The organism is Methanobacterium spitsbergense (genome assembly GCF_019931065.1).
Classification (GTDB): domain Archaea; phylum Methanobacteriota; class Methanobacteria; order Methanobacteriales; family Methanobacteriaceae; genus Methanobacterium_B; species Methanobacterium_B spitsbergense.
The window spans coordinates 332,241-356,719 of record NZ_JAIOUQ010000007.1 but is presented as its reverse complement, the minus strand read 5'-3'; the positions used below and the strand labels follow the sequence as shown (position 1 = coordinate 356,719).

General features: G+C 31.5%; 27 protein-coding genes and 1 pseudogene. 13 read left to right on the top strand and 15 right to left on the bottom strand.

Going from position 1 to position 24,479, the window contains the following annotated elements:
* Positions 1–98 precede the first annotated feature (98 nt).
* The 10 genes from dapA to mcrB form a co-directional block, all read right to left on the bottom strand.
* A complete protein-coding gene (gene dapA, locus K8N75_RS07480; protein WP_223791446.1) occupies positions 99–989 on the bottom strand; it encodes a 4-hydroxy-tetrahydrodipicolinate synthase in 891 nt (296 codons plus the stop codon).
* A complete protein-coding gene (locus tag K8N75_RS07475) occupies positions 986–2,206 on the bottom strand; it encodes an aspartate kinase (protein WP_223791445.1) in 1,221 nt (406 codons plus the stop codon). Before K8N75_RS07475 ends, dapA begins: the two co-directional genes overlap by 4 nt.
* 100 nt (positions 2,207–2,306) lie before the next feature.
* Positions 2,307–2,495: a 30S ribosomal protein S17e gene (locus tag K8N75_RS07470; protein WP_048190173.1), complete on the bottom strand. Its 189-nt coding sequence runs from the start codon at positions 2,493–2,495 to the stop codon at positions 2,307–2,309.
* A gap of 4 nt (positions 2,496–2,499) precedes the next feature.
* The gene (locus K8N75_RS07465) at positions 2,500–2,793 is read right to left on the bottom strand and encodes a chorismate mutase (protein WP_223791444.1); all 294 of its coding nucleotides are present in this window, start codon (positions 2,791–2,793) and stop codon (positions 2,500–2,502) included.
* Positions 2,786–3,691, bottom strand: a complete 906-nt coding sequence (locus tag K8N75_RS07460) for a shikimate kinase (RefSeq protein WP_223791443.1) — start codon at positions 3,689–3,691, stop codon at positions 2,786–2,788. Before K8N75_RS07460 ends, K8N75_RS07465 begins: the two co-directional genes overlap by 8 nt.
* A 216-nt stretch (positions 3,692–3,907) precedes the next feature.
* Positions 3,908–4,600 (bottom strand): TetR/AcrR family transcriptional regulator, encoded by a 693-nt coding sequence (locus tag K8N75_RS07455; RefSeq protein WP_223791442.1) that lies wholly within the window; start codon positions 4,598–4,600, stop codon positions 3,908–3,910.
* Between the two features lie 219 nt (positions 4,601–4,819).
* Entirely contained in the window at positions 4,820–6,475 is a 1,656-nt protein-coding gene (gene mcrA, locus K8N75_RS07450; RefSeq protein ID WP_223791441.1) for a coenzyme-B sulfoethylthiotransferase subunit alpha, read from the bottom strand.
* A gap of 1 nt (position 6,476) precedes the next feature.
* Positions 6,477–7,271 (bottom strand): coenzyme-B sulfoethylthiotransferase subunit gamma, encoded by a 795-nt coding sequence (gene mcrG, locus K8N75_RS07445; protein ID WP_223791440.1) that lies wholly within the window; start codon positions 7,269–7,271, stop codon positions 6,477–6,479.
* A gap of 1 nt (position 7,272) precedes the next feature.
* On the bottom strand, positions 7,273–7,761 hold the full coding sequence (gene mcrD / locus K8N75_RS07440; protein ID WP_223791439.1) for a methyl-coenzyme M reductase operon protein D: 489 nt from the start codon (positions 7,759–7,761) through the stop codon (positions 7,273–7,275).
* A 19-nt stretch (positions 7,762–7,780) separates the two neighbouring features.
* Positions 7,781–9,112 (bottom strand): coenzyme-B sulfoethylthiotransferase subunit beta, encoded by a 1,332-nt coding sequence (mcrB, locus tag K8N75_RS07435; RefSeq protein ID WP_223791438.1) that lies wholly within the window; start codon positions 9,110–9,112, stop codon positions 7,781–7,783.
* A 661-nt stretch (positions 9,113–9,773) separates the two neighbouring features.
* Here mcrB and K8N75_RS07430 point away from each other — a divergent pair.
* From K8N75_RS07430 to K8N75_RS07380, 11 genes are all read left to right on the top strand, one after another.
* Positions 9,774–10,586 (top strand): tetratricopeptide repeat protein, encoded by an 813-nt coding sequence (locus tag K8N75_RS07430; protein ID WP_223791437.1) that lies wholly within the window; start codon positions 9,774–9,776, stop codon positions 10,584–10,586.
* Positions 10,587–11,599: 1,013 nt separating this feature from the next.
* Positions 11,600–12,541 (top strand): signal peptide peptidase SppA, encoded by a 942-nt coding sequence (gene sppA / locus K8N75_RS07425; RefSeq protein ID WP_223791436.1) that lies wholly within the window; start codon positions 11,600–11,602, stop codon positions 12,539–12,541.
* A 53-nt stretch (positions 12,542–12,594) separates the two neighbouring features.
* Complete coding sequence (locus K8N75_RS07420) at positions 12,595–12,864, top strand: MJ0307 family thioredoxin (RefSeq protein WP_223791435.1); 270 nt, start codon at positions 12,595–12,597, stop codon at positions 12,862–12,864.
* Positions 12,865–12,880: 16 nt separating this feature from the next.
* Positions 12,881–13,972 (top strand): cobalt-precorrin-5B (C(1))-methyltransferase CbiD, encoded by a 1,092-nt coding sequence (gene cbiD, locus K8N75_RS07415; RefSeq protein ID WP_223791434.1) that lies wholly within the window; start codon positions 12,881–12,883, stop codon positions 13,970–13,972.
* A gap of 228 nt (positions 13,973–14,200) precedes the next feature.
* Complete coding sequence (moaC, locus tag K8N75_RS07410; protein ID WP_223791433.1) at positions 14,201–14,668, top strand: cyclic pyranopterin monophosphate synthase MoaC; 468 nt, start codon at positions 14,201–14,203, stop codon at positions 14,666–14,668.
* Between the two features lie 45 nt (positions 14,669–14,713).
* A complete protein-coding gene (locus tag K8N75_RS07405) occupies positions 14,714–16,804 on the top strand; it encodes a DEAD/DEAH box helicase (protein WP_223791488.1) in 2,091 nt (696 codons plus the stop codon).
* A 24-nt stretch (positions 16,805–16,828) separates the two neighbouring features.
* The gene (locus K8N75_RS07400) at positions 16,829–17,392 is read left to right on the top strand and encodes a DUF2115 domain-containing protein (RefSeq protein ID WP_223791432.1); all 564 of its coding nucleotides are present in this window, start codon (positions 16,829–16,831) and stop codon (positions 17,390–17,392) included.
* Between the two features lie 35 nt (positions 17,393–17,427).
* Complete coding sequence (locus tag K8N75_RS07395) at positions 17,428–17,955, top strand: DUF2115 domain-containing protein (protein WP_048190163.1); 528 nt, start codon at positions 17,428–17,430, stop codon at positions 17,953–17,955.
* A gap of 328 nt (positions 17,956–18,283) precedes the next feature.
* Positions 18,284–18,583 carry a hypothetical protein gene (locus K8N75_RS07390; protein ID WP_223791431.1) on the top strand — a complete coding sequence of 100 codons (300 nt, stop codon included), beginning with the start codon at positions 18,284–18,286 and terminating at the stop codon, positions 18,581–18,583.
* Between the two features lie 347 nt (positions 18,584–18,930).
* A complete protein-coding gene (locus K8N75_RS07385; protein WP_223791430.1) occupies positions 18,931–19,287 on the top strand; it encodes a hypothetical protein in 357 nt (118 codons plus the stop codon).
* A gap of 737 nt (positions 19,288–20,024) precedes the next feature.
* Complete coding sequence (locus tag K8N75_RS07380; protein ID WP_223791429.1) at positions 20,025–20,372, top strand: hypothetical protein; 348 nt, start codon at positions 20,025–20,027, stop codon at positions 20,370–20,372.
* A gap of 41 nt (positions 20,373–20,413) precedes the next feature.
* Here the strand turns inward: K8N75_RS07380 and K8N75_RS07375 are convergent, their stop codons facing one another.
* Positions 20,414–20,653, bottom strand: coding sequence for an MTH865 family protein (locus K8N75_RS07375; protein WP_223791428.1), 240 nt, complete (start codon positions 20,651–20,653; stop codon positions 20,414–20,416).
* Positions 20,654–20,805: 152 nt separating this feature from the next.
* Here K8N75_RS07375 and K8N75_RS07370 point away from each other — a divergent pair, with 152 nt between their 5' ends.
* Complete coding sequence (locus K8N75_RS07370) at positions 20,806–21,132, top strand: hypothetical protein (protein WP_223791427.1); 327 nt, start codon at positions 20,806–20,808, stop codon at positions 21,130–21,132.
* Between the two features lie 3 nt (positions 21,133–21,135).
* Here K8N75_RS07370 and K8N75_RS14295 read toward each other — a convergent pair.
* The 4 genes and pseudogenes from K8N75_RS14295 to K8N75_RS07350 all read right to left on the bottom strand — a co-directional run.
* Positions 21,136–21,300 (bottom strand): annotated as a pseudogene (locus K8N75_RS14295) (Ig-like domain-containing protein); the annotation flags it as partial.
* Positions 21,301–21,540: 240 nt separating this feature from the next.
* A complete protein-coding gene (locus tag K8N75_RS07360; RefSeq protein WP_223791426.1) occupies positions 21,541–21,846 on the bottom strand; it encodes a DUF488 family protein, N3 subclade in 306 nt (101 codons plus the stop codon).
* A gap of 55 nt (positions 21,847–21,901) precedes the next feature.
* A complete protein-coding gene (locus K8N75_RS07355) occupies positions 21,902–22,261 on the bottom strand; it encodes a DUF488 domain-containing protein (protein ID WP_223791425.1) in 360 nt (119 codons plus the stop codon).
* A 260-nt stretch (positions 22,262–22,521) separates the two neighbouring features.
* Positions 22,522–23,322 carry an EFR1 family ferrodoxin gene (locus K8N75_RS07350; RefSeq protein WP_223791424.1) on the bottom strand — a complete coding sequence of 267 codons (801 nt, stop codon included), beginning with the start codon at positions 23,320–23,322 and terminating at the stop codon, positions 22,522–22,524.
* Positions 23,323–23,780: 458 nt separating this feature from the next.
* On the opposite strand from K8N75_RS07350, the gene K8N75_RS07345 reads away from it, so the two are divergent.
* Complete coding sequence (locus K8N75_RS07345) at positions 23,781–24,311, top strand: hypothetical protein (RefSeq protein ID WP_223791423.1); 531 nt, start codon at positions 23,781–23,783, stop codon at positions 24,309–24,311.
* Positions 24,312–24,479 lie beyond the last annotated feature (168 nt).

Here is a 24,479-nt window from a genome sequence, read left to right as displayed (position 1 = left end):
TATTCCAATTGGAATCCCATTTTATAAGCTTAAAAATTAGTTTTATGAGTTTAAGAGGTATAAATCTAAAAAAGTTGAGTTTAGTTAGATTTAAATCCTTAAACTAAATCTAGGTCCTTTAAGACCTGTTTTAACTTTGAAATACTTTCGTCCTTCATTGGAGCGAGTGGCATTCTAACGTGCCCTGAGGGCCGTCCCATCATATTTAAGGATTCTTTTGCAGGTACAGGATTTGATTCTATGAAAAGAACCTTCATTAAGTCATAAAGCTCATAATGGAGTTTTCCAGCTTTTACAAAGTCTCCTTTGAGCGCTGCGTTAACCATTTGACTCATTCTTAATGGATCAACATTTGCAACAACACTAATAACACCCATTGCACCTTGTGAGATCATTGGTAGTGTGAGGTCGTCGTTTCCAGATAGAACCATGAAGTTTTCTATGTCTTGATCTTGAATCCCTTTTATTATTGCTGAAACCTTGTCCAGATTAGGGTTTGCCTCTTTTATGGCTACGATTTTATCTAGTTTGGCAACTTTTATAATGGTTTCAACATCTATGTCAGTACCTGTTCTTGAAGGTACATTATAAACTATTATAGGGATATCTGTTGATTCTTCGAGCATTTTATAATGTTCATAAAGTCCATGTTGCTGAGGTTTGTTGTAATATGGTGTTATTACCAGGGCAGCATCTGCACCTGCATTTTCAGCGTACTGAACAAGTCCTAGGGCTTCCTTTGATGAGTTACTTCCAGCACCGGCAATGGTATTTACCTTTCCATTGACCTCGTCAATTAGGATGTCGATCATTTTTCTTTGTTCGTCGTGGGTTATTGTGGCAGATTCACCGGTTGTACCTGCGGCCAATAATCCATCAACTCCTCTATCAATTAGATAGTTTATGTTTTCACGCATTCCTGCCTCATCAACCCCATCTTCTTTAGTAAATGGGGTTATCATGGCAACTGTTGTACCTTTCAAATTCATTCTAAGACGCTCCTTACAAGTTCATAAGCTCTTTTACCATCATTCCATTCTACAAAAATTACTACAGAAGTTTGACTTGAAGAGATTTCTACGATATTTATCTTATTTTTACGTAAAGGCTCAGTTATCCTTGTAATTATTCCAGGAGTATCTATAAAGTCCTGACTCGCTACTGTTATCATTGCTATGTCTGTTCCAACCGATAATGAACTTAGATCATTGCATTGTACCACTACATCGTGTAGTATTTCATGTGCTGTGTCAACTAATGATTTATCAATGAATAGGGTTACAGAATTTTGACCCGTTGATATACCATAGATATTAATTTTGTTCTCTGCGAGTGCATCAGTGAGCGCTGAAAGTACTCCAATTTTGGTTAGTATCTCTTCTCCAACTACTGCTATAACAGATATAGGTTCCACATTAAGTGCTGTGGTTTTCAACATATGGTTACCTGCTGGCCCTATGATTTCGGTTCCAATTGCAGATAGATCGCCGTGTTCAAATCCTATAATCTTGGCGTTTATGAGCGGATCCTTGTATCTTAAAGCATGGGGATGTAAAACCTTTGCACCATGTGTTGCAAGGTCTCTCATCTCTTCAACTGATATTTTATCCAGTTTTTTTGCAGATTGAAGTTTGTTTGGATCCGTTGACATTACACCGCCAACATCTGTTACAATAACAACCTCTTCGGCCTTGAGACAATGTCCAAGTAAAAAGGCAGTAATATCACTTCCACCGCGTCCTAGGGTGGTTAATGTACCATCCTCATCTTTACCAATGAAACCGCACAGAACAGGAATTATACCCTGATCTAATATCTTTATAAGTTCCTTTGTTTTAGCCTCTGTTATTTCAAAGTTAATATTAGCATTTAAATAATTGCTATCGGTAATAATGGGCCAGTTATCCATATAAGGATCCAAGTATTCGGATTTAACACCAAGAGACTCTATTGTTGAAGAGAATACTCTCACACTTGTAATTTCACCCATTGAAATTATGTCTGCAAGTTGTTTCTCTGTAATGGATTCTCCAATTGCATCGTCAACTGTCTTAAGAATCTCATCTGTTGTTTTGTTTATTGCTGATACAACAACAACTACCTTCTTTCCCTTCATATATTCTTTAACAACAGATTCTGCAGCTTTTTTTATTCTATCTCCATTACCTATAGAAGTTCCACCGAATTTGGCCACTATTATTTCCATTAAAATACACACCTTTAAATTCAACCCTAATTATTGTGAGAATTAAGAATTTTTGGAAAAAAAATAAGAAATTCTTGTTTAAGGTTGCTTAAGACTTTGCTTAAGATTGATTCCTTACTAATCTTGTTACATATCCAGCTATTTTATTTCTTAAATGTTTTGTGCTGACTGTAGTGAATTCTTCAACTAATTTTTTGTTCTCATCAAAATCTGTTGTGAATTTACCCTCGTAAGTTTCAATTAATTCTTTAGATGTTCTTTTAACAAATGATGTTCTAATATTTCCCATAATTTTACCTCCTTAAAATTTTCTTTTGTTCTTCTTTACTCATATCAGTTAATATTTTTATTATACGGGTAAGACTGACCTCATCAATATTCTTTTCTCTTGCTATTTCTTTAATTTTAGTATGGATATATTCTTCCCGTTTTTTATCTTCAATTTCTATGCCAAGAACTAACTTTGCATTAAGAATATCACGGGCAAGTAATGTTCTTTTCTCTATAAGATCAATTAACAATTCATCCATTTCATCTATCTTATTTCTTGATGTTTGAAGTAATCTTAAAGCTTCTTCCCTATCCACTGTCAATCACCATGGTACCTTCATTATCAACTTCTGTACAAAAGATCTGTCCTGGTAGGGAACTCCATGCTTCCAAAACCCTATCAACATTTTCATTTGATGCCATTGCAACAAATGCAGGCCCAGTTCCTGAAAGTCCTGCTGCAGTTGCGCCAGCGTCCAAAGCATCAAGGGCTATATTTGGGTCAAATGCCAACGAAGCACAGTACAATATTCCATTTAAAGTCATTGCATTGCATATATTTCCATGCAGAGCCTCATTAAAAGCCAGTTTAACTTGTGGGGCAATGAGTTTCATACGCCTCACATCTGATTGTGCAGTGGGTGAAATTCTATTAGGCATATACACTAATATATTTTGTTGCTCCATATCATGCATCTTTAGGATCTCTCTAGTGTTGTTATTTGTAACAGTGAAACCCCCATAAAATGATGCGCTTGCATCATCAAATGCGCCTGTAATGGTAACTCCTGCTTCTAAAGATGCATCAACCCCAATATTCAAGAGTTCAAGATCATTAAATGCAATTTTATCGGATTTTATATCATATTCCTTCATTAAAGCCTTTGATGTTGCCATTACAATAGAATTTGATGTTGCACTGCTGCTTGAAAGGCCAGATGAAACAGGAAGTGTTGAACTTGTTTTTACTGAAAATCCTGTATCAACTTCAATATCACCATAATTTTCTTTAAATTTGTTAATCACCATTTTCACACAGATCTCCATTAGAGACGTGTCAACGTCCCTATCAGCACTGCAAATTATTGATGAATCTGGTCCTTTTAATTGAACTTCAGCAGTAACATAACGTTTTATACCAAATGCAGAACCATATCCTGTTGCTATTGCATTTATGATTGTGGCAGAACCCGGAGATTTTACAATGGTTTTCATTATTTCACCGTAACTGATTATTTATAATTTTAACCAAAAATAATGTTGACAAATACACTAAAATCTTAATTTAAGAAATAAATAGTGGAATGCTTATTATTTTTATTAAGTTTGATTAACTATGGTAATTATAGATTTTTATGTATTTATAAAATTGTGAATTGTTCAATTTATTTCACTTGGATTGACAGTTACAGTAATATTAATTTCAAAATTTTAGTCTGTTCTATTTATTATCATATGCCGGATAAATAAACCAACATCTTTGAAATAATCTTCATGACTTATTCCTCTGTTTTCAAGGGCTTTTTCATGATCTGGAGGTATATGCGATAAATTTTTAGAAATGGCCGATAATAAAACTGCTACTTCAACAGGATCTAAATCTGGACGTATTGTTCCATCTTCAATACCCTTTTGAATTGAATTACATAGGATTGAAAATCTTTCTTTACGCAATCTATTTATCTCATTTGCACATTCATTAACGTAGGGGATGGAATTCATTGCAGGTTTGGGTTTTTTATTTGTTTTTTCTTGATTTGCAAGGTTGAATCGGCCAGACTGAAAATAGTTATAAATTTGGATATAATCAGGATACTGTTTTGTAAATTTATAATATGCATTTCTATATGCTGACATTTTATCCATGCCATTATACTCATTTTCTACTTGTTCAAGGATCATTGAGTTAAGAATTTTCGTGCCTCGAAGAACAATGGCAAAAAACAACGACTCCTTGTTTTCAAAGTAAAGATAAAGAGTTGCTTTGGATAATTCCACTGCTAAAGCTATATCATTCATAGAAACCTTGTCGTAACCTTTAGAAAAGAATAATTTCTCGGCGGCATTAATAATATCATGCTGTCGTTTCTTTTTTTCCCTTTCTCGTCTATCTGCCATTGCCATGACAATCACCTTGAATTATATTTATTTAATTATCTTTTAATCATTATTGTATTGATCTTATTTTAAATTTGTCTAATTTAGTAGTTATAACCCTTTAAATATCATTCACTTAAAAGAATTGATCTTATATTAACAAAATTATTTTTTGAAATGTTGGTATATTATAAATAAAAAAAAATAAGTGGATATTATCCACTTTAAAGTCAAATATATTTTATTTTAACCGGATGGGTTAATTAAGTCCCTTTCTCCGCCAGGCATAAATTCTCTTAAAGCCCCTTTGGCAATGGATTTTCTTGGATTTTTAAAGTCGAATCCGAGGTTTTTATCTGCGAATGCAATTTTTATTAAAGGATTGACACAAAATGCATCTCCCCTTGCTGCGTGAGGAGCCTGAGCAATTCCTGCATATTCCGGCTGATGTCCCACATTCATTGCATAGTTAGGATAATTTGGACCTCTTAATTCATGAATTAAACCTTCATCACTTCTAACTGAAAGAGAATTAGATGCTCCACATTGATCCTGAAGATCGTATCCATAGAAACCTAACCTGCTGTGGACCTCTTTATGTAGTATCTGACTGAGATACCATCCATTAATTCCTGCATTGGAATTTCCTGTTGCAAATGCTGTTGAACATCCTGCTGCTGCTGATGCCACTGCAGCTCTTTGTGATCCTCCAAAGTGATCTTCTAAAAGAGCGGGAATCTCATATTGTTCCATTGCATAAAGTGTAACTTCGGTAGAAATGTCTTTAACAACTTCCATATCTGCCTTTGTTCCACATATTCCATATTTTTTATCCACATATTCCATTCCATAATAAACAAAATCGTCTAGAATGTCATCTGTGTATGCTGCTGTTGCATATTGGGTGAATCCAACACCACCAGACATATATGATCCTAACCATATTTGGTCATAAATTGCTGCTGCAGCAGCTATTACCTCAAGGGTAATTTCTGCTGGATCTTCAGATATTCTTGATGTTTGGATCATATCTGCCAATACACCAAATGCAATTCCACCCGGCTCATTAGGCCCTCTTGCTCTTCTGGCAGGTAAAAATGTTCCCATTTCAATTACATCTGCATGTTTTGCAGCGTACGAAAAATCAGCTATAGCTGCTTCTCCTGCACAGAGTTTGTAAGCAGAAATGAAACTCATTCCTATTTGCATTGCAGACCATCTTGATACGGTTCCACCATCACAGGTTCTTACAACAAGCGTTGGAACTCTGCTTATCTGGTATGTTTTTGCACCGATATAATTTTTCAGCATTTCAGCTTGTTCTTCTGGAAATTCCCTGTTAATATCTATAAGGAAACGTGGATCTAGTTCATCAGCAAGGCCATCATCTCCTGTGAATATCTTGGCGTAACAATCACCAACAAGACCAGGGTGAACCTCAACCATATGTTCCTGTACAACTGCTCCTCCAGGTAATGCATGGTTTATTGTTTCCATGTATTCATTAATTGTTTCGGGAGTTACTTCTACACCCAAACGTTTTTCAAGCACTGAATGAGCCGTATCCATACCTACTATAATTGTTCTTTTAATATCATCTGAAAGCTGCTGAATAGCACTGTTGTTACAGAAATGAAGATCATCACCTTCCACATATGAGTCTGTTCCAGAGACTTTGTAAGACATTAACTTCCTCTGACCCAGTGGCACACCAATGTCAGGGTTATAAAATGGAAGTCCTCCCCTTTCTTTAACTAGTTTTTCAGAATATTCATTGAATTCCTTTTTTCGAGGTGACTGTTCCCAACCACCATAGCAGTAATAGTTGGTGTAATGTTCGTTAGGATCCTCATTAAATTTACTTTTTAAAGCTTTTAAAAACAACTTCTTGTCTTGTTCCATTTCACTCACCTAATTTACGCTTTAAATCATTTTTGAAAACTTCTAAACCAAACCCACCATCAGTTCTAGCTGCGTGGATAGTTTCAACTGCCTGAATTGCTTCTTTGTCATCACGCATACTGATGTTGTCACTTCGGTAAATGGTGGTTATTTCTTTGAGATGTTCCTCATCCAGGGGCTCTCCCATGTTAACTGGTTTATCCAGATGTCTTCCTACTTGGTCCTTAATATAAGATACCTGATCAGTTTCTTCATTGTAGACATACCGTTGTAGGGCATCGAACATCAGTCCGTTCTCATCTAATCTTAATGAGTGTCCATGAACTGTTGCACCTCTAATACCAGTCTTTGCTGGATCGAATAATTCGGTTTCAATCAGTGTTTTAGATATTTTCTCGAGATCAAGTTCTCTGATTTCTATAACCTGTCTTCCTGAAAGTGTTCCAGTATCTACACCTCTAAATCTCCACATGTATGTTCTTGCCCGGTCATAAGGTTGAGCAGGTGCATTGTACATAGAATCTGTAAATTGAACATATCTTGTTCTGTTACCTTCCTTAGCCCCCGGTATTGGTTCAACCATTTCTTTCATCATGTCCTCCTCAAAATCTATTTCTTCGAGGGGAGGATGAACACTTTTATAACCTTCTCCAGGGTTTCTGTGCCCTAAAATTCTTACTATATCCTCATCAGCTATTTCCCTGATTTTTTTAAGGTCAAAATCCGGGTCCATATGATTCTTACGGTTTTCAGCAATCTTTGTTTCTCCAGGGGAGTATTGTATTTCATAAGACATTCTAATCACCTATTAATTTTACAGTTTCTTTGGATTTTGAATTTGGATCTACCATCCCTATAAGATGGAGATCAATATTTTCTTCTAATCCCAAACCCAATTTTAAATAATCCGATACAGTGACGTCTGTTTTTGTAAAAATACCCACTTTAATATCATATTTAAATGATAAATTATTATCAAGTAGGTTTTCTAATTTTTCCAGAAATAAATCCAGTTCTTCATACATTATGGTTATTATTATCTCTCCAACAGATACTAAAAGTTGAAAATTATCTTTTTTTACTTCAATAACCTTCCTATCAGTATGATTTACCTGAATTCCCTTTGCAGGACCATTTCCAACAATTTTAGGAATTGATTTACCATTAATCAAAATCCTAAGAATTCCATTTAGATCCATGACCCCATTAAGTAATTTTTCTGTAGTTTCGGGTTTTAATCGCCTGTAAGGAAATATTTTCACGTCTACAGCTTTAATTTCTTCCACATCATCACCGTAAAACTTTTTAAATATTATCTTTTATTTCACGCGCACCATCAGCAACATACTTGATAGGCTCTTTGAAATATTCTATATCCCCATAAACTGTTCCCACTAATCCTGAAGTAGCTTCAGTAGAAAACATCTGAGTTCCTGCATCTAAACACATTGCAGCTGCAGCACAGGGTACTGCAAATCCTTTACTATGTCTTGTAACCACATGGTTTCCATGGAAAGTACCTGGACCTCCACCACCATAAATTGAATGAGAGAAAAAGCTCATTCCTACTCCTGTTCCCTCAACACGCCCATAGTCCACACCAGGAAGACTTGTTTCAAATTCTAATATATCGTTGTAATATAGAATTGTGGATGCTATTCCCTGAGCAGCTCTTGATGCACCAATATTTACTATTACAGAACTTATAAGTCCTGATGCAGCATATGCATTCCATAATGCCCAATCATTTGGTTCATATATCTTGTATCCTGATGGCATGGTTTTTTCTACTTTAATCACTCCATCGTCAAGAGCTCTTTCTACCAGTGATGCAACAACAGTACCGACAGTTCCCTTTCCATTTTCTTTTACAAGATCAAAAACAAGATTATTAGCGTTTAATCCCTGATATGCCATTCCCAATAAATGATATCTTTCAAAAGCACCTAATGCATCACCAGTTTCAAACATAGCAGTGTGTTCAAGAATTGAAGATAATGCCACCGCATTGAGTGTGTTTTTCTTAGTAATTGCAACAACATGGTTGGCCATAATATTTCTAAGACCATATCCAAGTCCTTCGAGCATAACAGGTGGTCCAAGTAGTGCAGTGACATTTGCACCCATGAAATCCACACTTTGAGGATATCTTCCTAGTACTGCTGTTTTAACAGCAGGAGCATCAAATTTATCTATATCAAATGTGTCGATTATCGCCTGAATAACTGCTCCGCCGGTAACTAGAGTAGAAACTGTGTAATCAGCTGCCATTGTCATTCTTTGTGACGGCATCTGTACAAGCATCTGATCCCCACCATTGATCAATTTGATGTTGAAATCATCATCATCTGAAACCTGGATCATCTTTCTAATCTTTTCAGATAGTACATCTGCATTTTCGGTCAAGGCAATCTTCAATTCTCTTCCAGGGACAAAATTTGATTTACCACCAAAGGCTGCTTTTTCCAGAGAATTTTCAATCCCTGATAAGTTTACAGCAACAGAACGTTTAACTTCATGTACTATTTTCTCGATTGTAGGGTTCATCATTGGACTTACAGCTTCTAAAGGAACATTTTCCTCTAAAAGTTTTCCATTAACCCCGTATAGGTCTATTCTATCTTCATACGTTGGCATTACTTTTACACCTCTTTGAGTTGTTTTCATTATAAAATGAAATTAAGATGGAATGAAAAGTTACAATTTTTTTTGGAAAAATACAGTTAAACTTCCATATAATTGATTTTGTTTTTGTAGGAGGGAAAATAATTAAATTTTATTGTTTTTGATTAATATTATTCCAAATTCTGTTGTAAGCTTGGAAAAGAACATTTGAACAGGTTTTTAAATATGATCTGTTCTTTCTTCATTCCATAGTGGATATTACAATATCCATCTAACTAATAGTAACAATATGACCATCAGTTATTTTATTATTGATAGTCATTTACTATATAAAGTTTACATTTAGAAAACAAACATTTTAATTGGCAGTAATACTTATTTTCATTTTTCAGCGGCATATTTAATAAAAAAAATAATAAATATCAATCTAAAATTCAACTACTGTATAAATACAATAAGAATAATACAAAAAAAATGTGTTTCCATGCTTCAATAAAAAGAATAATACATATTGTTCCGATTTCTAACCATAAAAATTGTTTAGAAATTGATTAAATTTTACATGTAAAAGTTTAAATATTTAATAATTAATACCCATGTCATTGATTAGATAAAATAAAGTGATAAATAATCCTTGATATTCCATAAATCAAAGGAATTAAGGATAAAAAAAATGAAAAAATCGATAACAACAATAATATTGGGAATAATTCTTATTTCATTGGCATTTTTTACTTATAAAACATTTTTAAGTTTTTATTTAGGTATTTATGGTTTTATAGCCATATTAGATACAACATTCTTTTTAAAGGAATATTACAACAAAACTACCTATATAATAATAGTAACTGTAGTTGTGTTAGGAATGTCAATTCTGTATTTTTCTCCGTTATTTCCCCATAACATGATTATACACTCAAATTACATTGTAAATGGGTTAAGTACACTTTCAATAAATATATTGGTTATAGGAACTTTGCTTTTAATTTTACTGTTGATAGGATCAATTTTAAAATTAGAAAAATATAAAAAAGCATTGGATTTATACAATAAATCCCTTAAATTGGACTCTGAAAATCCTAAAGTATTATACAGTAAAGGACTTGCATTATTAGAATTGGAAGAATATAATAAAGCAATTAAAATATTTAGCAAAATTTTAAAATCACATCCTGAAAATACAAAGATTCTTTACAGTAAAGGACTTGCACTAGCAGAAATTGAAGAATATGACAATGCATTGGAAATATTTAACAGGCTATTGAAATTAGATCCAGAGAATATCAATGCAATATATTGTAAATTATTTATCCTTAAAATCTTGAACAGAAATGAAGAAGCTTTAAGATATCGTGACGAAGCAGTTGCATTGGATGAGAAGATTTTGGAATACTGTCTAGAAGAAAACCCATTTAAATCTTGGAAAGAAAATAAAAATGATAGACAGAATTATATTTGTAATCGAAACAAAAACAGTCCAAAATGATTCATAATCAAAATAAAATACATATTAATCTATTTTAAATTTGTAAACGAATATTTAACCTATAATAACCTTATAACTCCATATATATGACTACATAATGCCTTAATAAGGAGAAATGAACTAGCATGAGAGAAGGTTTAAAATTCATAATCTATTTTATAATAGGAGGTTCTATACTAACTCTTGTCACTTATTAAGGGACTCGTGATAAGGGAATATTAGCTGCATTCATTGCAATGTTTCCAATTATTACCGCCATGAGTATTATAACCATCTATAGCCAAATAGGAAGTTTACCCGTATTAAATTATATTAAAGGGCTTCTGATTTTACCACCAGTATGGATCTTATTCCTATTTTGCTTAGTTTATTTACTTCCCCGACTCGAATTATTTGCAGCTTTAGGAATTGGTATAATAATTTATCTAATATTATCCATTTACATAATCTATTATCTTTAAACTGTTCCTAAGTTATTCACAAATTATTTACACATTTGGTCTAGATTTCAAATATGATATTTAAAGGATTTGATATTCAAGGACATTAAAAAAATAATATAAAACGGCATTTATAGGTTAATGGTTAAGTAAAATTAATATCTAATAAATATTTTCAGGATATAACATTAAATAAATTAATTAATCATGTAGTTTTTTACTTAGGTTTAGTAAATAACCCTATTTAATGATGGAATAAATAAGTTGATTATAAAAATTATAATATTATACAAATTTTGAAGTTATGATTAAACAATGCAAATTCCAACTTAAATGGCTTAATAAACTTGAATGTATGATTTTTGTGACATGTGAGGGCATTCTATAAGATGTATTAAGATTTTTTCAAAGAGATTAGATATATATGGTTTTATTAACAGAATATTTATGGTATATCAAATAAAAATTCTTAGTTCAATATTATAACAAATTTGAGTGAAATATAATTTATGAATAAAATATTTAAATTTACAAATATACCTTTAAAATTTATTCATTAATTGAGTGATATTGATGAAAAGAGACAGCAAAATCGTTTTATCCATAGTTTTTGGAGGATTATTTTTTATAATAATCCTAATATTAGGAATATCAGCTTTAGTTGGAAGTTCTAACGGTACGATAAATATGAGTCCAAATGGTGATACAGTTGCAATTATACCTTTACAAGGAGAGATTGCATATGGATCATCCGGTATTAATGGAGGAAGTGTTATCACTCCCGAAACAGTGCAAGATGCAATTTCAAAGGCCGAAGCTGATAGCAGTGTTAGTTCAATACTTCTAGATGTTAATAGTCCCGGAGGATCTCCTGTTGCTAGTGAAGAAATAATGGAAATAATTAAAGACAGTAAAAAACCAGTAGTTGTATGGATTAGTGACGTTGGAGCTTCTGGGGCGTATCTAGCAGCTTCTTCAGCAGATAAGATAGTTGCAAGTCCATCATCCATGGTGGGTAGTATAGGTGTGATAATGGAACTAACAGATCTGTCAAAATATTACCAGATGAATGGTATAAACAAATATTCCATTAAAGCAGGCCAGTACAAAGATATGGGTGCGGACTATAGAAATTTAACCACCGATGAAAAAAATATGCTTCAAGGAATGGTTGATCAAGATTATGATCATTTTATTACAATTGTTTCAGATAATAGACATCTAGACAAAAATTATACAAGCAGTATTGCAGAGGGTAAAATATATACCGGAACACAAGCTAAAGATTTAAAACTGGTAGATGACACTGGTGGAAAAACTCATGCACTAGATATAGCTGCAAAACTCGGCGGTATAAAAGGAAGTTATAATACCGTTACAATATCAACAACATCCGGGCTTTTAGACATCCTCAATAGTTTGTCATCAAAAATTGCATATTCAATTGGATTGGGTATTGGAAACAATTTAAAGAACGGTACCGACAACAATATTAATATGCCTTCAATTTATTGAATGATTAAGTAACAGAAAAGCTAGATAAATTTTAATATTCCGAGGTGAAAAATATGGTAGTTAAAATTGAAGTGTTTACATCCCCATCTTGTCCATACTGCCCTATGGCTGTTCAACTGGTGGAAGATGTTAAAAAAGACATGCCGAATGATATAGAAGTTGAAAAAATAGATATAATGGTTGATCAAGAAAAAGCTAGAGAATATGGCCTAATGGCTGTTCCTGCTGTTGCACTAAATGGTGTTGTTAGATTTGTTGGTGCTCCAGGTAAAGAAGAACTTTTAGAAGCTATCAAAGAAGAGATGGCAGAAAAAAAAGCTTAAAAGATGTTTAATAAAAATGGCTAAAGGGGCAGTTTCAGGCAGATTTCACTTAAAAGAGTCTGAATATGGGATAACCACAGGGAGTGCAGCTACTGCAGCTGCACTTGCAGCCCTACTCTCTATAAATGGAAGCATAACTGAAGTTGAAATAAAAACACCCCTTGGAGATCTAAATGTTCTTGTTGAACATTCTGAAAAATTAAATACTTATTCTGGAAGAGCATCTGTAATTAAATTTCCATATAATGATCCCGATGTTACAAAGAACATTGAAATTTTTGCTGATCTAATTATAACTGAAACTTCTGGTGTAATCATTAACGGTGGAGATGGGGTTGGAACAGTTACAAAGCCAGGTTTACAAATTCCAGTGGGAGAACCTGCAATAAATCCTACTCCCCGGGAAATGATAATATCAAACCTACAAAAGAATTTACCAGAAGGTAAAGGTGCAGAAGTGATAATTACTGTACCTGGCGGAAAAGAACTTGCAAAAAGGACTCTTAATCCTCGACTGGGTATTGTGGATGGTATTTCCATACTGGGGACAACTGGTTTTGCTCGTTCAATGAACTTGAAAAGTTATAAAACATCCTACAGATGTCAAATTGATGTTGCTGTGGCTGAAGGGTATAAAGATCTTGTTTTTGTACCTGGAAATATTGGTGAGAAAATTGCTAAAAGAATATTAGATGTTAATAGCGATCAGATAATTCAAATGGGAAACTTTGTTGGATACATGCTTGAAGAAGCATCAAAAGAGGGAGTAAATAGAATAACATTATTAGGTCATGCTGGAAAGCTCATTAAAATCTCTGCAAGTATTTTTAATACTAAACATTCCATAGCGGATGGGCGAAGAGAAGTAATATCGGTTCATTCTGCTCTTTCAGGTGCAAATAAAGAATTTATTATGAAAATTTATGAATCCAACACAACAGAAGAAATGATAATTCTGCTAGAAAAACAGAACTTGGTTATACCCGTATTTAACAGCATAGCCGAAAGCATTAAACATATTTGTTCTGAAAGATTTAAAATGGAATTTGACTGCATGATAGTTAACATGAATGGTGATGTTCTAAACAACAACTACAACAAATCATAATTATTAAAATATTCAAAGTAATTCTAACGTTGCAAAGAAAGATTTTATTTTACAAATTGCAAAGAATTAATTTTCATCTTTTTCCACTTTAGTTATTATATATGTAGATCAAAATTTTTAGATATTTTAGAAAACTTAAGAATATTAATTAACTTAAATACCATATTAACATAATGTTCAGAAATAATATAGAAAATTCCAATTTAAATTAACCTGGAGAAGAGTATTATGGCTAAAGAATTCACACACCTCTCAAATACAGGAGTAAAGATGGTAGAGGTGGGTAATAAGGCCGTTGTAAAAAGAACTGCAACTGCAAAAGGTAAAATACATTTACAAAAATTTACAATTGATTTGATTAAACGAGAAGAAATTAAGAAGGGAAATGTTCTCACAACTGCCCAGATCGCAGCAATAAGTGCTGTCAAATCAACCCATCATCTAATCCCTCTATGTCATTCTCTCACAATAACAGGAGTGGATGTTGATTTTGAGTTTGGAGATGATTTTATTGAAACAAATGTCATAGTTCGATGCAATGGTAAGACAGGTGTAGAAATGGAAGCACTAACCGGAGTTAGTGTGGCTCTTTTAACTGTGTGGGATATGGTAAAAAGTGTTGAAAAAGACGAAAATGGACAATATCCATCAACAAGAATATCGGATATTGTTGTTTCTGAGAAGAGGAAAGAATAATTATTTTAAATAATGAAGATTATTGTGTATAGATTAAGAGGTAAACTGATTTTTATGGATTCTAAAGATTCTGAGATTAAGGAAATTGTAAAGGAAAGTTATCCAAATATTAAAGAATTTAATCCTGCCCAGAAAGCAGTTATAGATTCAGGATTTTTGGAAGACAAAAACAATTACATAATTGCAATACCAACAGCCAGTGGAAAAACAGTTCTTGGAGTTATGGCAGCATTAAATGCTATTTTAAATGGAGGTAAAGCTGTTTATGCGGTTCCACTCATTTCTATACAAAATGAAAAGGTTAAGGAATTTAAAAAGTTTGAGAAATTTGGGATAAAAGTTGGAAAGCATCCTTCATCCTCTGATCTAGCAGTTATGGTATTTGAATCATTTGATGCAATAACCCGGTTTTCATGGAATACCCTCCGAGACATTGATCTACTAATTGTTGATGAGTTCCATATGATTGGGGAATACTCAAGGGGCCCAACCATGGAATGTGCAATAACACGTTCCAGAATATTGAATCCTAGTATGAGGATCATAGCACTTTCAGCAACTCTAAAAAATATGAATGAAATTTCTTCATGGTTAGATGCTCATGTTGTTCAACATGATTATCGTCCAGTCCCACTTTATAAAGATGTGCTGGCAACTGAAGAAATGGAAATAAAGAACAAAAATGATGTTATTGTGAAAATTCTCAACACTTCCATAAAAGAATCATCCCAAGCTCTTGTGTTTGTATCAACTAGAAGGTTTACAGAATCACTTGCAAATTACACATCAGGAAAGATCAAAAGGAAAATTACCAGTGAACAAAGAACTAGATTCCATGAGGTAAGCCAGAAAATACTCGATGTTCCAAAAAAACGTGGGTCTCTACCAACAGCTGTATGTCTAAAACTTGCTGAATGCATTGAAAATGGAGTTGCATTCCATCATGCAGGTCTATTCGACAAACAAAAAGAGATAATCGAAGATGAATTTAGGGCAGGGAACCTTTTAATGATTACAGCAACCCCAAGCCTCATGTATGGTGTAAATCTCCCATCAAAAAATGTTGTAATTAGAGATTACACTCGATGGACCAGTCAAGGACCTCAGCCAATACCTGTATTTGATTACGAGCAGATGTCTGGTCGTGCTGGCAGACCGGGATATGATACAGAAGGATATTCGTACCTTATTGCAAAGAGTATCGATGAAGCTTACAACCTTAAAGATCATTATATTCATGGAGAAATAGAATCAACCAATTCTAAACTCATAGAAAATAAAGATGCAGTTTACAAACAGATAATAACACAAATTGCATCCACCCTTGCAAAAAAACCAGCAGATATACTTGAATTTTTTTCTGAAACATTTTATGGTTGGCAAATGGCTAACAACGAATATTTAAATTCATATTGTGCAGATTCAATGGAGTATGAAGTTAATAATGCACTTGAATTCCTTATAAAAAATGGTATTATCAAACCAACACCAGATGGGCTTAAAACCACTGAATTTGGAATGCTCATTGCAAAGAGTAATTATGCTGTGGAAACTGCTGTTAGACTAAGAGAGTTTGCAAGTAGATCCAATGAAATTGATCCAAACCAGCTGATCTACGAATTAACTAAAACACCAGATATGCCACGAATAAGTTTCAAAGGTCGGAAAAGTAAAGAACCTGTTAGGGATAAATTAAACAAAGCGGGAGTTTTTGTTGTAGATATAGGTAATAATGAGGCAACAGCTGCAACATTAATGGAATGGATGGATGAAAGGAATGAATATGAAATTGAAAATGCATTTAATGTATATGCCGCTGCAACACGAAGGTCTGCATACGAGGCATCACTGCTTGTAAAATTTTTCAAAAACATATGTAATATTATGAACTTCTATTCAGGATTAGACCTACTCGACATGTTATCTGCACGTCTTTATTATGGAGTAAAACCCGATATTGTTCCATTAGTTGTGAGTATAAAAAGATTAGGAAGAAAACGGGCCAGATCTCTTGTAAAAGTTTTTGGAGAAGATTTGAGATACGTAACCCGTGATGAACTCTTGAAAATAGATGGAATTGGCCCTAAGACAGCAGAAGCTATATTAAATAAATATTTGGCGATTAATTATAATTGATAAATATTAAAGAATATGATAAAAATGATCTTGAACAGAGATGAACTAGAACATAATATGGGAATAACCAGACTGGAACTACTAAGATTACTGAAATCTGAGGCAGTTAAAATTCATATAACACATATTATGAAAGCGTGTAATTATCTTATTGAAGAAGGTAAATATGTTCAACCAAGTTACAGGAAAAAATTCTATGATGCTTACATAAAAAGTTTTATTTTAAGAATAAAGGAAATAAGAGAGGATAAAAATATTTATTCCGATACAGTGGATATGGATGAACTCAAAGAGTCACTCACACTGCTTGAAGAACAAGAAAAAATAATGATGGAAATTTATCCTAAAGATCCCTATTTCCCAATAATATACCAAATTATATCTATTTACACCAGTTTTGTATTAGATGAACCTATACATGTTGTTGGAACAGAGTTTCCGGGCGGTTTTAAAGTCAAATTTGATGGAGAGAAATATTTGTGCCCTGTGAAAGAAAAACAAAAAACAAATCCCAATGCTGTATGTGGTTTCTGCATTGCAGAACAAGACCCTGAACTATTTGAGGACATAACTCAATCTGAAAATTGATTTTTTTATATCAATTTTGTATTTGGAGCTTTAAAATGCTAGAAAAATTTGAGATACTTGATCTAGAAAAATTATCAAGAAACCAGCTCAGGGATATTGTAAAAGCTGAAGCAAAAAATATTCATATGAAAGATATAATGCTTGCAGCAGCATTTCTTAGAGAAGATGCAAAGTACATGCCAAAGTCTTACAGAGAAGATTATATTGAAAGATTTTCCAAGGCTTTTTTCTTGAGGATAAAGGAATTAAAAGAGGATAAAAATGATTATTGCGGATATGTTGATGTAGAAAAGCTTCAAGAATTTTTAAAAGTATTAAATCAACAGAATATTGATGCTGAAGGAAATAATGAAAGATGTTTTGTTAGAATAGCTAGGATAATAGCTACCTATACAACATTTGTGCGTGAAGAACCTATACATCCCATTGGAACACGATTTCCTGGAGGATTTGTATTACATAGTGAGAATGGAATATATTTCTGTCCAGTAAAAAAACGTCAATTAAAAAATCCAAATGCACTATGCAGATTCTGTGTATCTGAACAACAATTACTTCACTGACATACTTTTTTGAAAGTTAATATCAAATTTTTTTATAATTTAAATTATGATCTATGATTCATAAACATCTTGACATCTATTTGACTACACTTTTGACTATTTTTAGGGATAAACGAAACCATGAAATTTATATTAAATTAAACTGATTGATATTTTTTTGTTACACTTGCACTCTATGACTGGTTTTTAGTGACAAACATCACAAACTCCCTTTTTTTTAATAAGATATATCCTTTCTCAAGTTCATAATAATATAATAGGGGCTTTAATTTTGTTAAAATTTCTTGATATTAAAATGAATGAAATTAAGCCTGGTTGTACTAGGATATTGCTTAAATTTATAGATAGTGAAGTTAGCCCTGAAATATATTTATTTTTAAAAGATCGATTGGAAAATCTAGAATGTTATATGAATAATGAGTATTCCATTAAACTTGGAATGGATTATAATGAACATTATGAGCAATTGACAATCGAAGTTAGTATCTTGACTCCTGAACACCTTATGCCTAAAGATTTTGAGAGTGCCATAAAAATATTTATGGATCATCTGGGAACGATTGAAAATTTTTATGAAGCACAATGCTCAATATTTGATAAGTCATGTTCAAAGGCTTTAAGATGTTAATTAATTTTTTTAATATAATTATAAATAGTAACTATTAAATCATAGTTCCAATTACTTAATTTTGAAGTAAAATGGCTGAAAATATCAAATGTCCCCGTTGTGGATTTGAAGGTCAAAAAAACCGTTATCAGATCAAAGGGTAATAAATATCTTACTATCATTGTTACTGAGTATATTGTCCTGAATGTAAAAAGTGGTTTAAAATTTAATTTTGGAATTTAATTTGAACCATAATGACTGGTTTTTGTGATAATAGTCACTATAATATACTATTTTCATTAGATTTATCTATAATGAATGTTAATTATGAATTGGTGATGTATATTTTAAAATTTATCAAATTTGAAATGTTAGATCAAACAAAACCTTTTGCAACCGATATATTGCTGAAATTTGAAGATAATAAAGTTAACAAAGCACACTGTGCCTTTATTGAGGGTCGTTTGAGTAATTATAATTTACATTTTGATCGTGGATATACAATGACATATGATTCACTCTATGATGAATCTGATGAACAATTGTTTATAGACATTATAATATCAATACCAGATCGTCTTAAACCACAAGACCAAGAGGAATTTACACAATTATGTAAGGGTTTAATAGAAGAATTTCAGAAATATTATGAACGAAGCATTCAATTTTTAAATAATAAAAATAGAAAAGGATCAGACTTAAACCCATCTTACATATTATCCTGAACATTCACAATTCATGAGTCCATGAAATTTGATAAAAATCACATCCCTGCCCGCATCATAATTATAAAATCTAAAAATAAAATAAACCAAATTATCAAATAGGACAGTGCCCATAATATAATATGGGCAGGGAATAAGCGCCTTTCAACACTTATTTTTTAGTTTTTCTAAAATTTATCCCTGCCCGCCTGATAATTATATAATAAACCATATTATCAAATAGAACATTCACCCTATAATAAATAGGAGTATGGGATGGTGTTTTCTTCTCTAATTTTTTACCAATTCCTCCACGAATTGGTCCCCCAAATATGTGGAAAATACCTCCCTACCCCTCATAACAAAAAAAAGGGTTTAATTCATTATTTCTCTACTTCGACTGTTAAATCGTACTAGATTTAGAGGTAGAATATGCCTCCAATTTTTTATGCGAAGAATTTACTTAATAATATAATATACCAAGATGAATATGTTGCTACTATAATTTCATCTTCTACTATTAAGATCTTCGAATTTTTCGTTCAAAAGACCCCCATTATATAATCAATACATTTCGGTATGATATTGTTTAAATATCCCTTCTATTTTTAATGTAACAGATATCTTTACCTAAAAATAATATTTTTGTTTTATATTCAAACGAACAGTACTATTTTTTTAATTAAAACTCTGATTTTTCTTATTTTCGATAAATATATCCATTCCTAAGTTCAATATATAACTTAAGGAGATTATGAATGATAAAAATTGTCGATATTAAAACAAACGAGAACCAAACATCTACCCATATTTTTCTTAAATTCGAAGATACCCTTGTTAACCAAGATTTATACACCTATCTAAAAGAACAATTAGACAAATTCAAATTATATACAAATAACGATTACTCCACGAAACTTGAAATAAAATATAATGAACATAACGAAACATTAATAATTGAAATAACTATTATAATCCCAGTTAAAATCATGCCAAAAGAACTAGATAAATCCGTTGAGATAATCATGAATAAAATAAACCTATTTAGAAACTACTATGAATCACAAACTGAAATATTTAAAAGAACAAAATATATCTCTGATTAATCCAAACTTTTAAGTTATAAAAAAGTAGAGTATAAGTGGTTTTATAAACCTGCTCTATCTACTATTACCTTTGCTACTTCTTGGGATGATTTAAATGGGAAGTCATTTGGTTTAATAATTTTACTAGCATCTTGTACGGTTAATACAATATCACCAGATCTACATGTGGTTTGTCCACCATCTGGAAAGGATCCTAAAAGTTTTTCAGGTGTGTCTATTGGAAACTTGGCATGCTTAAGTTCCCTAATTATCTGCGTTCGTATATCTTCTTTAACGCTCATTTTATTATAATCCCTCCTAAATTTAAAAAACAAATCCATTATATAATTATTTGTTAATCAAAGATGATATAATTGACTGTAATTTAATGATTTTTTATGAAAAATTAAATAACCCACAATACATATAAATATTATTTAGAGGTATGTCCGTCATGTTACACTATAAAGGATTGATACATCCAGAACCTTGGATAACAATCAAACCATTAAAAGATACTGATATGAATACAACAGAAACATTGGGCTTTTATGATGATGAACTTCCTGAAAACTCTTGTAACAGGATAAGAGAAGAATTACAAGAACATTATGGTGGAGATGCTCTAATACATGTCTATTATGAAAAAGATAAAAACTATGCAGTAATTGAAATAACTAAATATTTCAATAAAAAAGACGATATATCCAAATTAGTTTTTAAATTCAAGTCTTCATTCGAAGAATATTATAATGAAACATTTTATGAATACAGGATTTAAAATTTATTCAAATACCCTGGTAGTGAATATATAAAATAAAAAGAAAGGAAAAAATAGTATTTTTGTTCCTGTTTTGAATTTGAAGGTGTATGTTGCTTTTAGGTTGTTGCTTGCGTTGTCTTTAATTGCTGCTTTTGGTATAGTTACTGTGTACCATGTGTTTGCTGTTCTTTTAGCGGTTTGATATAGATTGTGTTTACTTTAATTATTTTGTTGCTTATTTTTAATATTTTATGTGTGATAGTGTTTTTGATAGTTATTTTCTTGAAATAATTACTTGCTTTGATGTTTTCATTGAATTTAATTATAATTGTGGATATCTAATAAAAATATTTTCATTAATTTTTGTAGTAATTTTTTTTAATAAAAAGGAGTAGTTTTTCCATTATTTTTTAAATTGAATAGATATTATTCGGCAAAAGTTTTCTTAAACACAGCAATCCATGTTACTTTGAGTTTTTCCTTTTTTTTGACCATTATACTATCCATGAGTTCTAATTTATCCTCAAATTCATCCCCATATTTATCTTTGAATTCAATCCATTTATCATTATCATTAAAAGACAATTCCCTAGTTTTACTGCCAATATCATCCAGCCAAGTATCTAATATTAATTGTTCCATCTTATTCTGTGACGGATATATTTTATCTTCAAGGATTTTGGCACTTTCCTCTTTGTCAAGAATCTGACTTGCCTTTTTTATTTTGATCATGTTATAACCAAAGAAATTTTAGTTTCTATTATTATCCTTGTGCCCTTCAGCATTGTTAACTTGTTTTTGATGATTTCTCTAGCAATTCTAAAAGAACAACTGCATTATTATGCTTTTCATCCTTTGCAGAGTAAATCATAGTTACTGTCTTGTTGATCTTTTCCATATCGTACAGTTGGTTAATTAATTCCTTCTTTTCTGCAAGCTCATTGATATATTTATTTTTGAATTTTCCCCATTTTTCAGGTTCGTGTCCAAACCATTTTCTTAGTTCATTGCTAGGCGCAATCTCTTTCATCCATAAATCAAATTTGGCCTTTTCTTTTGAAACTCCCCTAGGCCATAACCTATCAACTAAAATTCTATATCCATCTTCATCTTCTGGATCTTGGTAAGCTCTTTTGATTTTAAACATAGTAACCAATATTAATATCTTTGTTATAGTTTATTATTTTATTGGTGTATTATTCCATATTATTAGAGAATTAGTAGTTATATAGAGAATTTATTCCTATTTATCCACATTTATGTTACATTATTGGAAATATTGTCTGATCCCACATTTGATTATTAGTTTGAATTTTGATTAGATTTTTTTTCATAAGCTTGATTAAATTAAATTGTATATTAAATTTTTATCCATATTAGATCCTTTTTTCCAGTTTTGACTCCTATTCAATCTAATCTATCAGTCTTATTTTTAACAAAGTCATTCGCTTTAACGGCGCTGTAAGTATTTCCTTTATATGTTAGTATTGATTTTATTGCATGTCGTGGACACATTGAAACACATCGCATACAGTATTCACATTTATTTTGTGTTACAGGGTATTTATCTAAGACAATATTATTTAAAGGACAGATATCAATGCATATCCCACAATTATTGCATTTGGACTTGTCTGTTTTAAATTTAAAGTATTTTTGGTGCAGATCAATTGCCGAAAGTTTAAATCCTACAATTGAAATTAAATACATAATATCTGAAAAAAATGGAACTCTACCCCAATTTGTTGTTCCTTCAATTAATGCTTCGGCATATTTTTCTGCTTTTTCAAGTCCTTTTCTAATCTTAAGATCATTTGTTTTTTTGTCTTGTATAAAAAAGATGTTAATAGGCATTATGATTTCACAAGACCCTATAGGTTTGTATCCTTTCTTTTCCAAGATATTACGAAGAGGACCAACCAGCCCTCCTGAATAGCCCCCCAATGTATCGACCATGAATATTTCAGTTCCTTGTACATTGGGTAAACTGTTTATAAATTCCCATACTAGAGTATAGGTGGATAGTATTGCCACTGGAAATCCCAATCCAATTGTATTTTCAATATTTATATTTGAACCATTAGATAATTCCATTCTTTTCAAATTAACATGACATCCATTTTCGATAAATGTTTCAGTCATTTTACGGGCAATTAACATTGTGTTACCAGTTCCAGAAAAGTAATAGAAATCTATGTTATTATTCATGGTTTACAACCCATACCTTCTTTTAATAATATTTGAATTCTCATCAACTAATTTATTTATTTTTCTATATCATTCACAACACAATTAAAACATATATTCGGTTTATTTTTAAGATTCTGCCTAAAAACTGGTTACAAACAATAATATTATAAAGTTTTATAATCTTATTGTATATAATTATCTAATAAGTAATATTAAAATATAAGATAATATAAACAGCCTAAGCCCAAAATTAGCATATAAATTATTTATTTGAATGTAAAAACATGTTTTCATCCTTATAAGTTGCTATGAGTTCTTTAAATCAATTATATAATTTTTTTTACCAAAGTATATACCATAGTAAGAACAATAGGAACTTGAAGTTAAAATTTTAGAGAAATTATTCATAGTAAATAATAATAAAAGTCTCAATTTTAAATTTCTATTTCTAAATGGATATAGTCCATTTTTTTTAAATGATATATATTGGAGAGGATAATATAAGCGATATAAACGATTTTTTAGAGGCTTCGGGCAAAATTAAAGAAATAAACAATTTTGACGAAAAAATTATCAATTATGAAAATGAATTGAATACTCTAGAATCAGAAAGAATTAGTTCTCAGCTTAAAGTATCTGAAGCCGAGGATAAACTCCAGGAACTCAAAGATAAACTTAAAGGTTCCAATAATGGTGTTGAAGGTAAAATCGAAAAGGAAAATACAGAGCTCAAACAACTTTTAGACTCAATATCCGAACTAGAAATCAATATCTCTGAAAAAACCAGCGAAAAGGATGAATTGCAAACTGAAAGAGATGAACTAGTTAAAAAAAGTTTGATGATATTACATTCAACAATGAAAAAGGAACATCAAAAAGCAGATAAAGAACATGCTCGTTATGTTGAGTTATACACCCAAGAAAGGGCAAAAAAACATGATTTAGAGCGTAAAATGATGAACCTTAAGATGATGGTATATAAAAATTATGGTTTAAGGTTAATTTAACCCATTATCTAATTATTACTAGAGATTTATTTTTCCTATTTTAATTCTGTTTTTGACTCCTAAGGGATTTTATAGAGTATTTCCATAACTTTTATTATTTAAATAATTTTAATATGTTTTATTTTAAAAGGAATATAAGACTATTGATAACGAATATACAGAACTTAT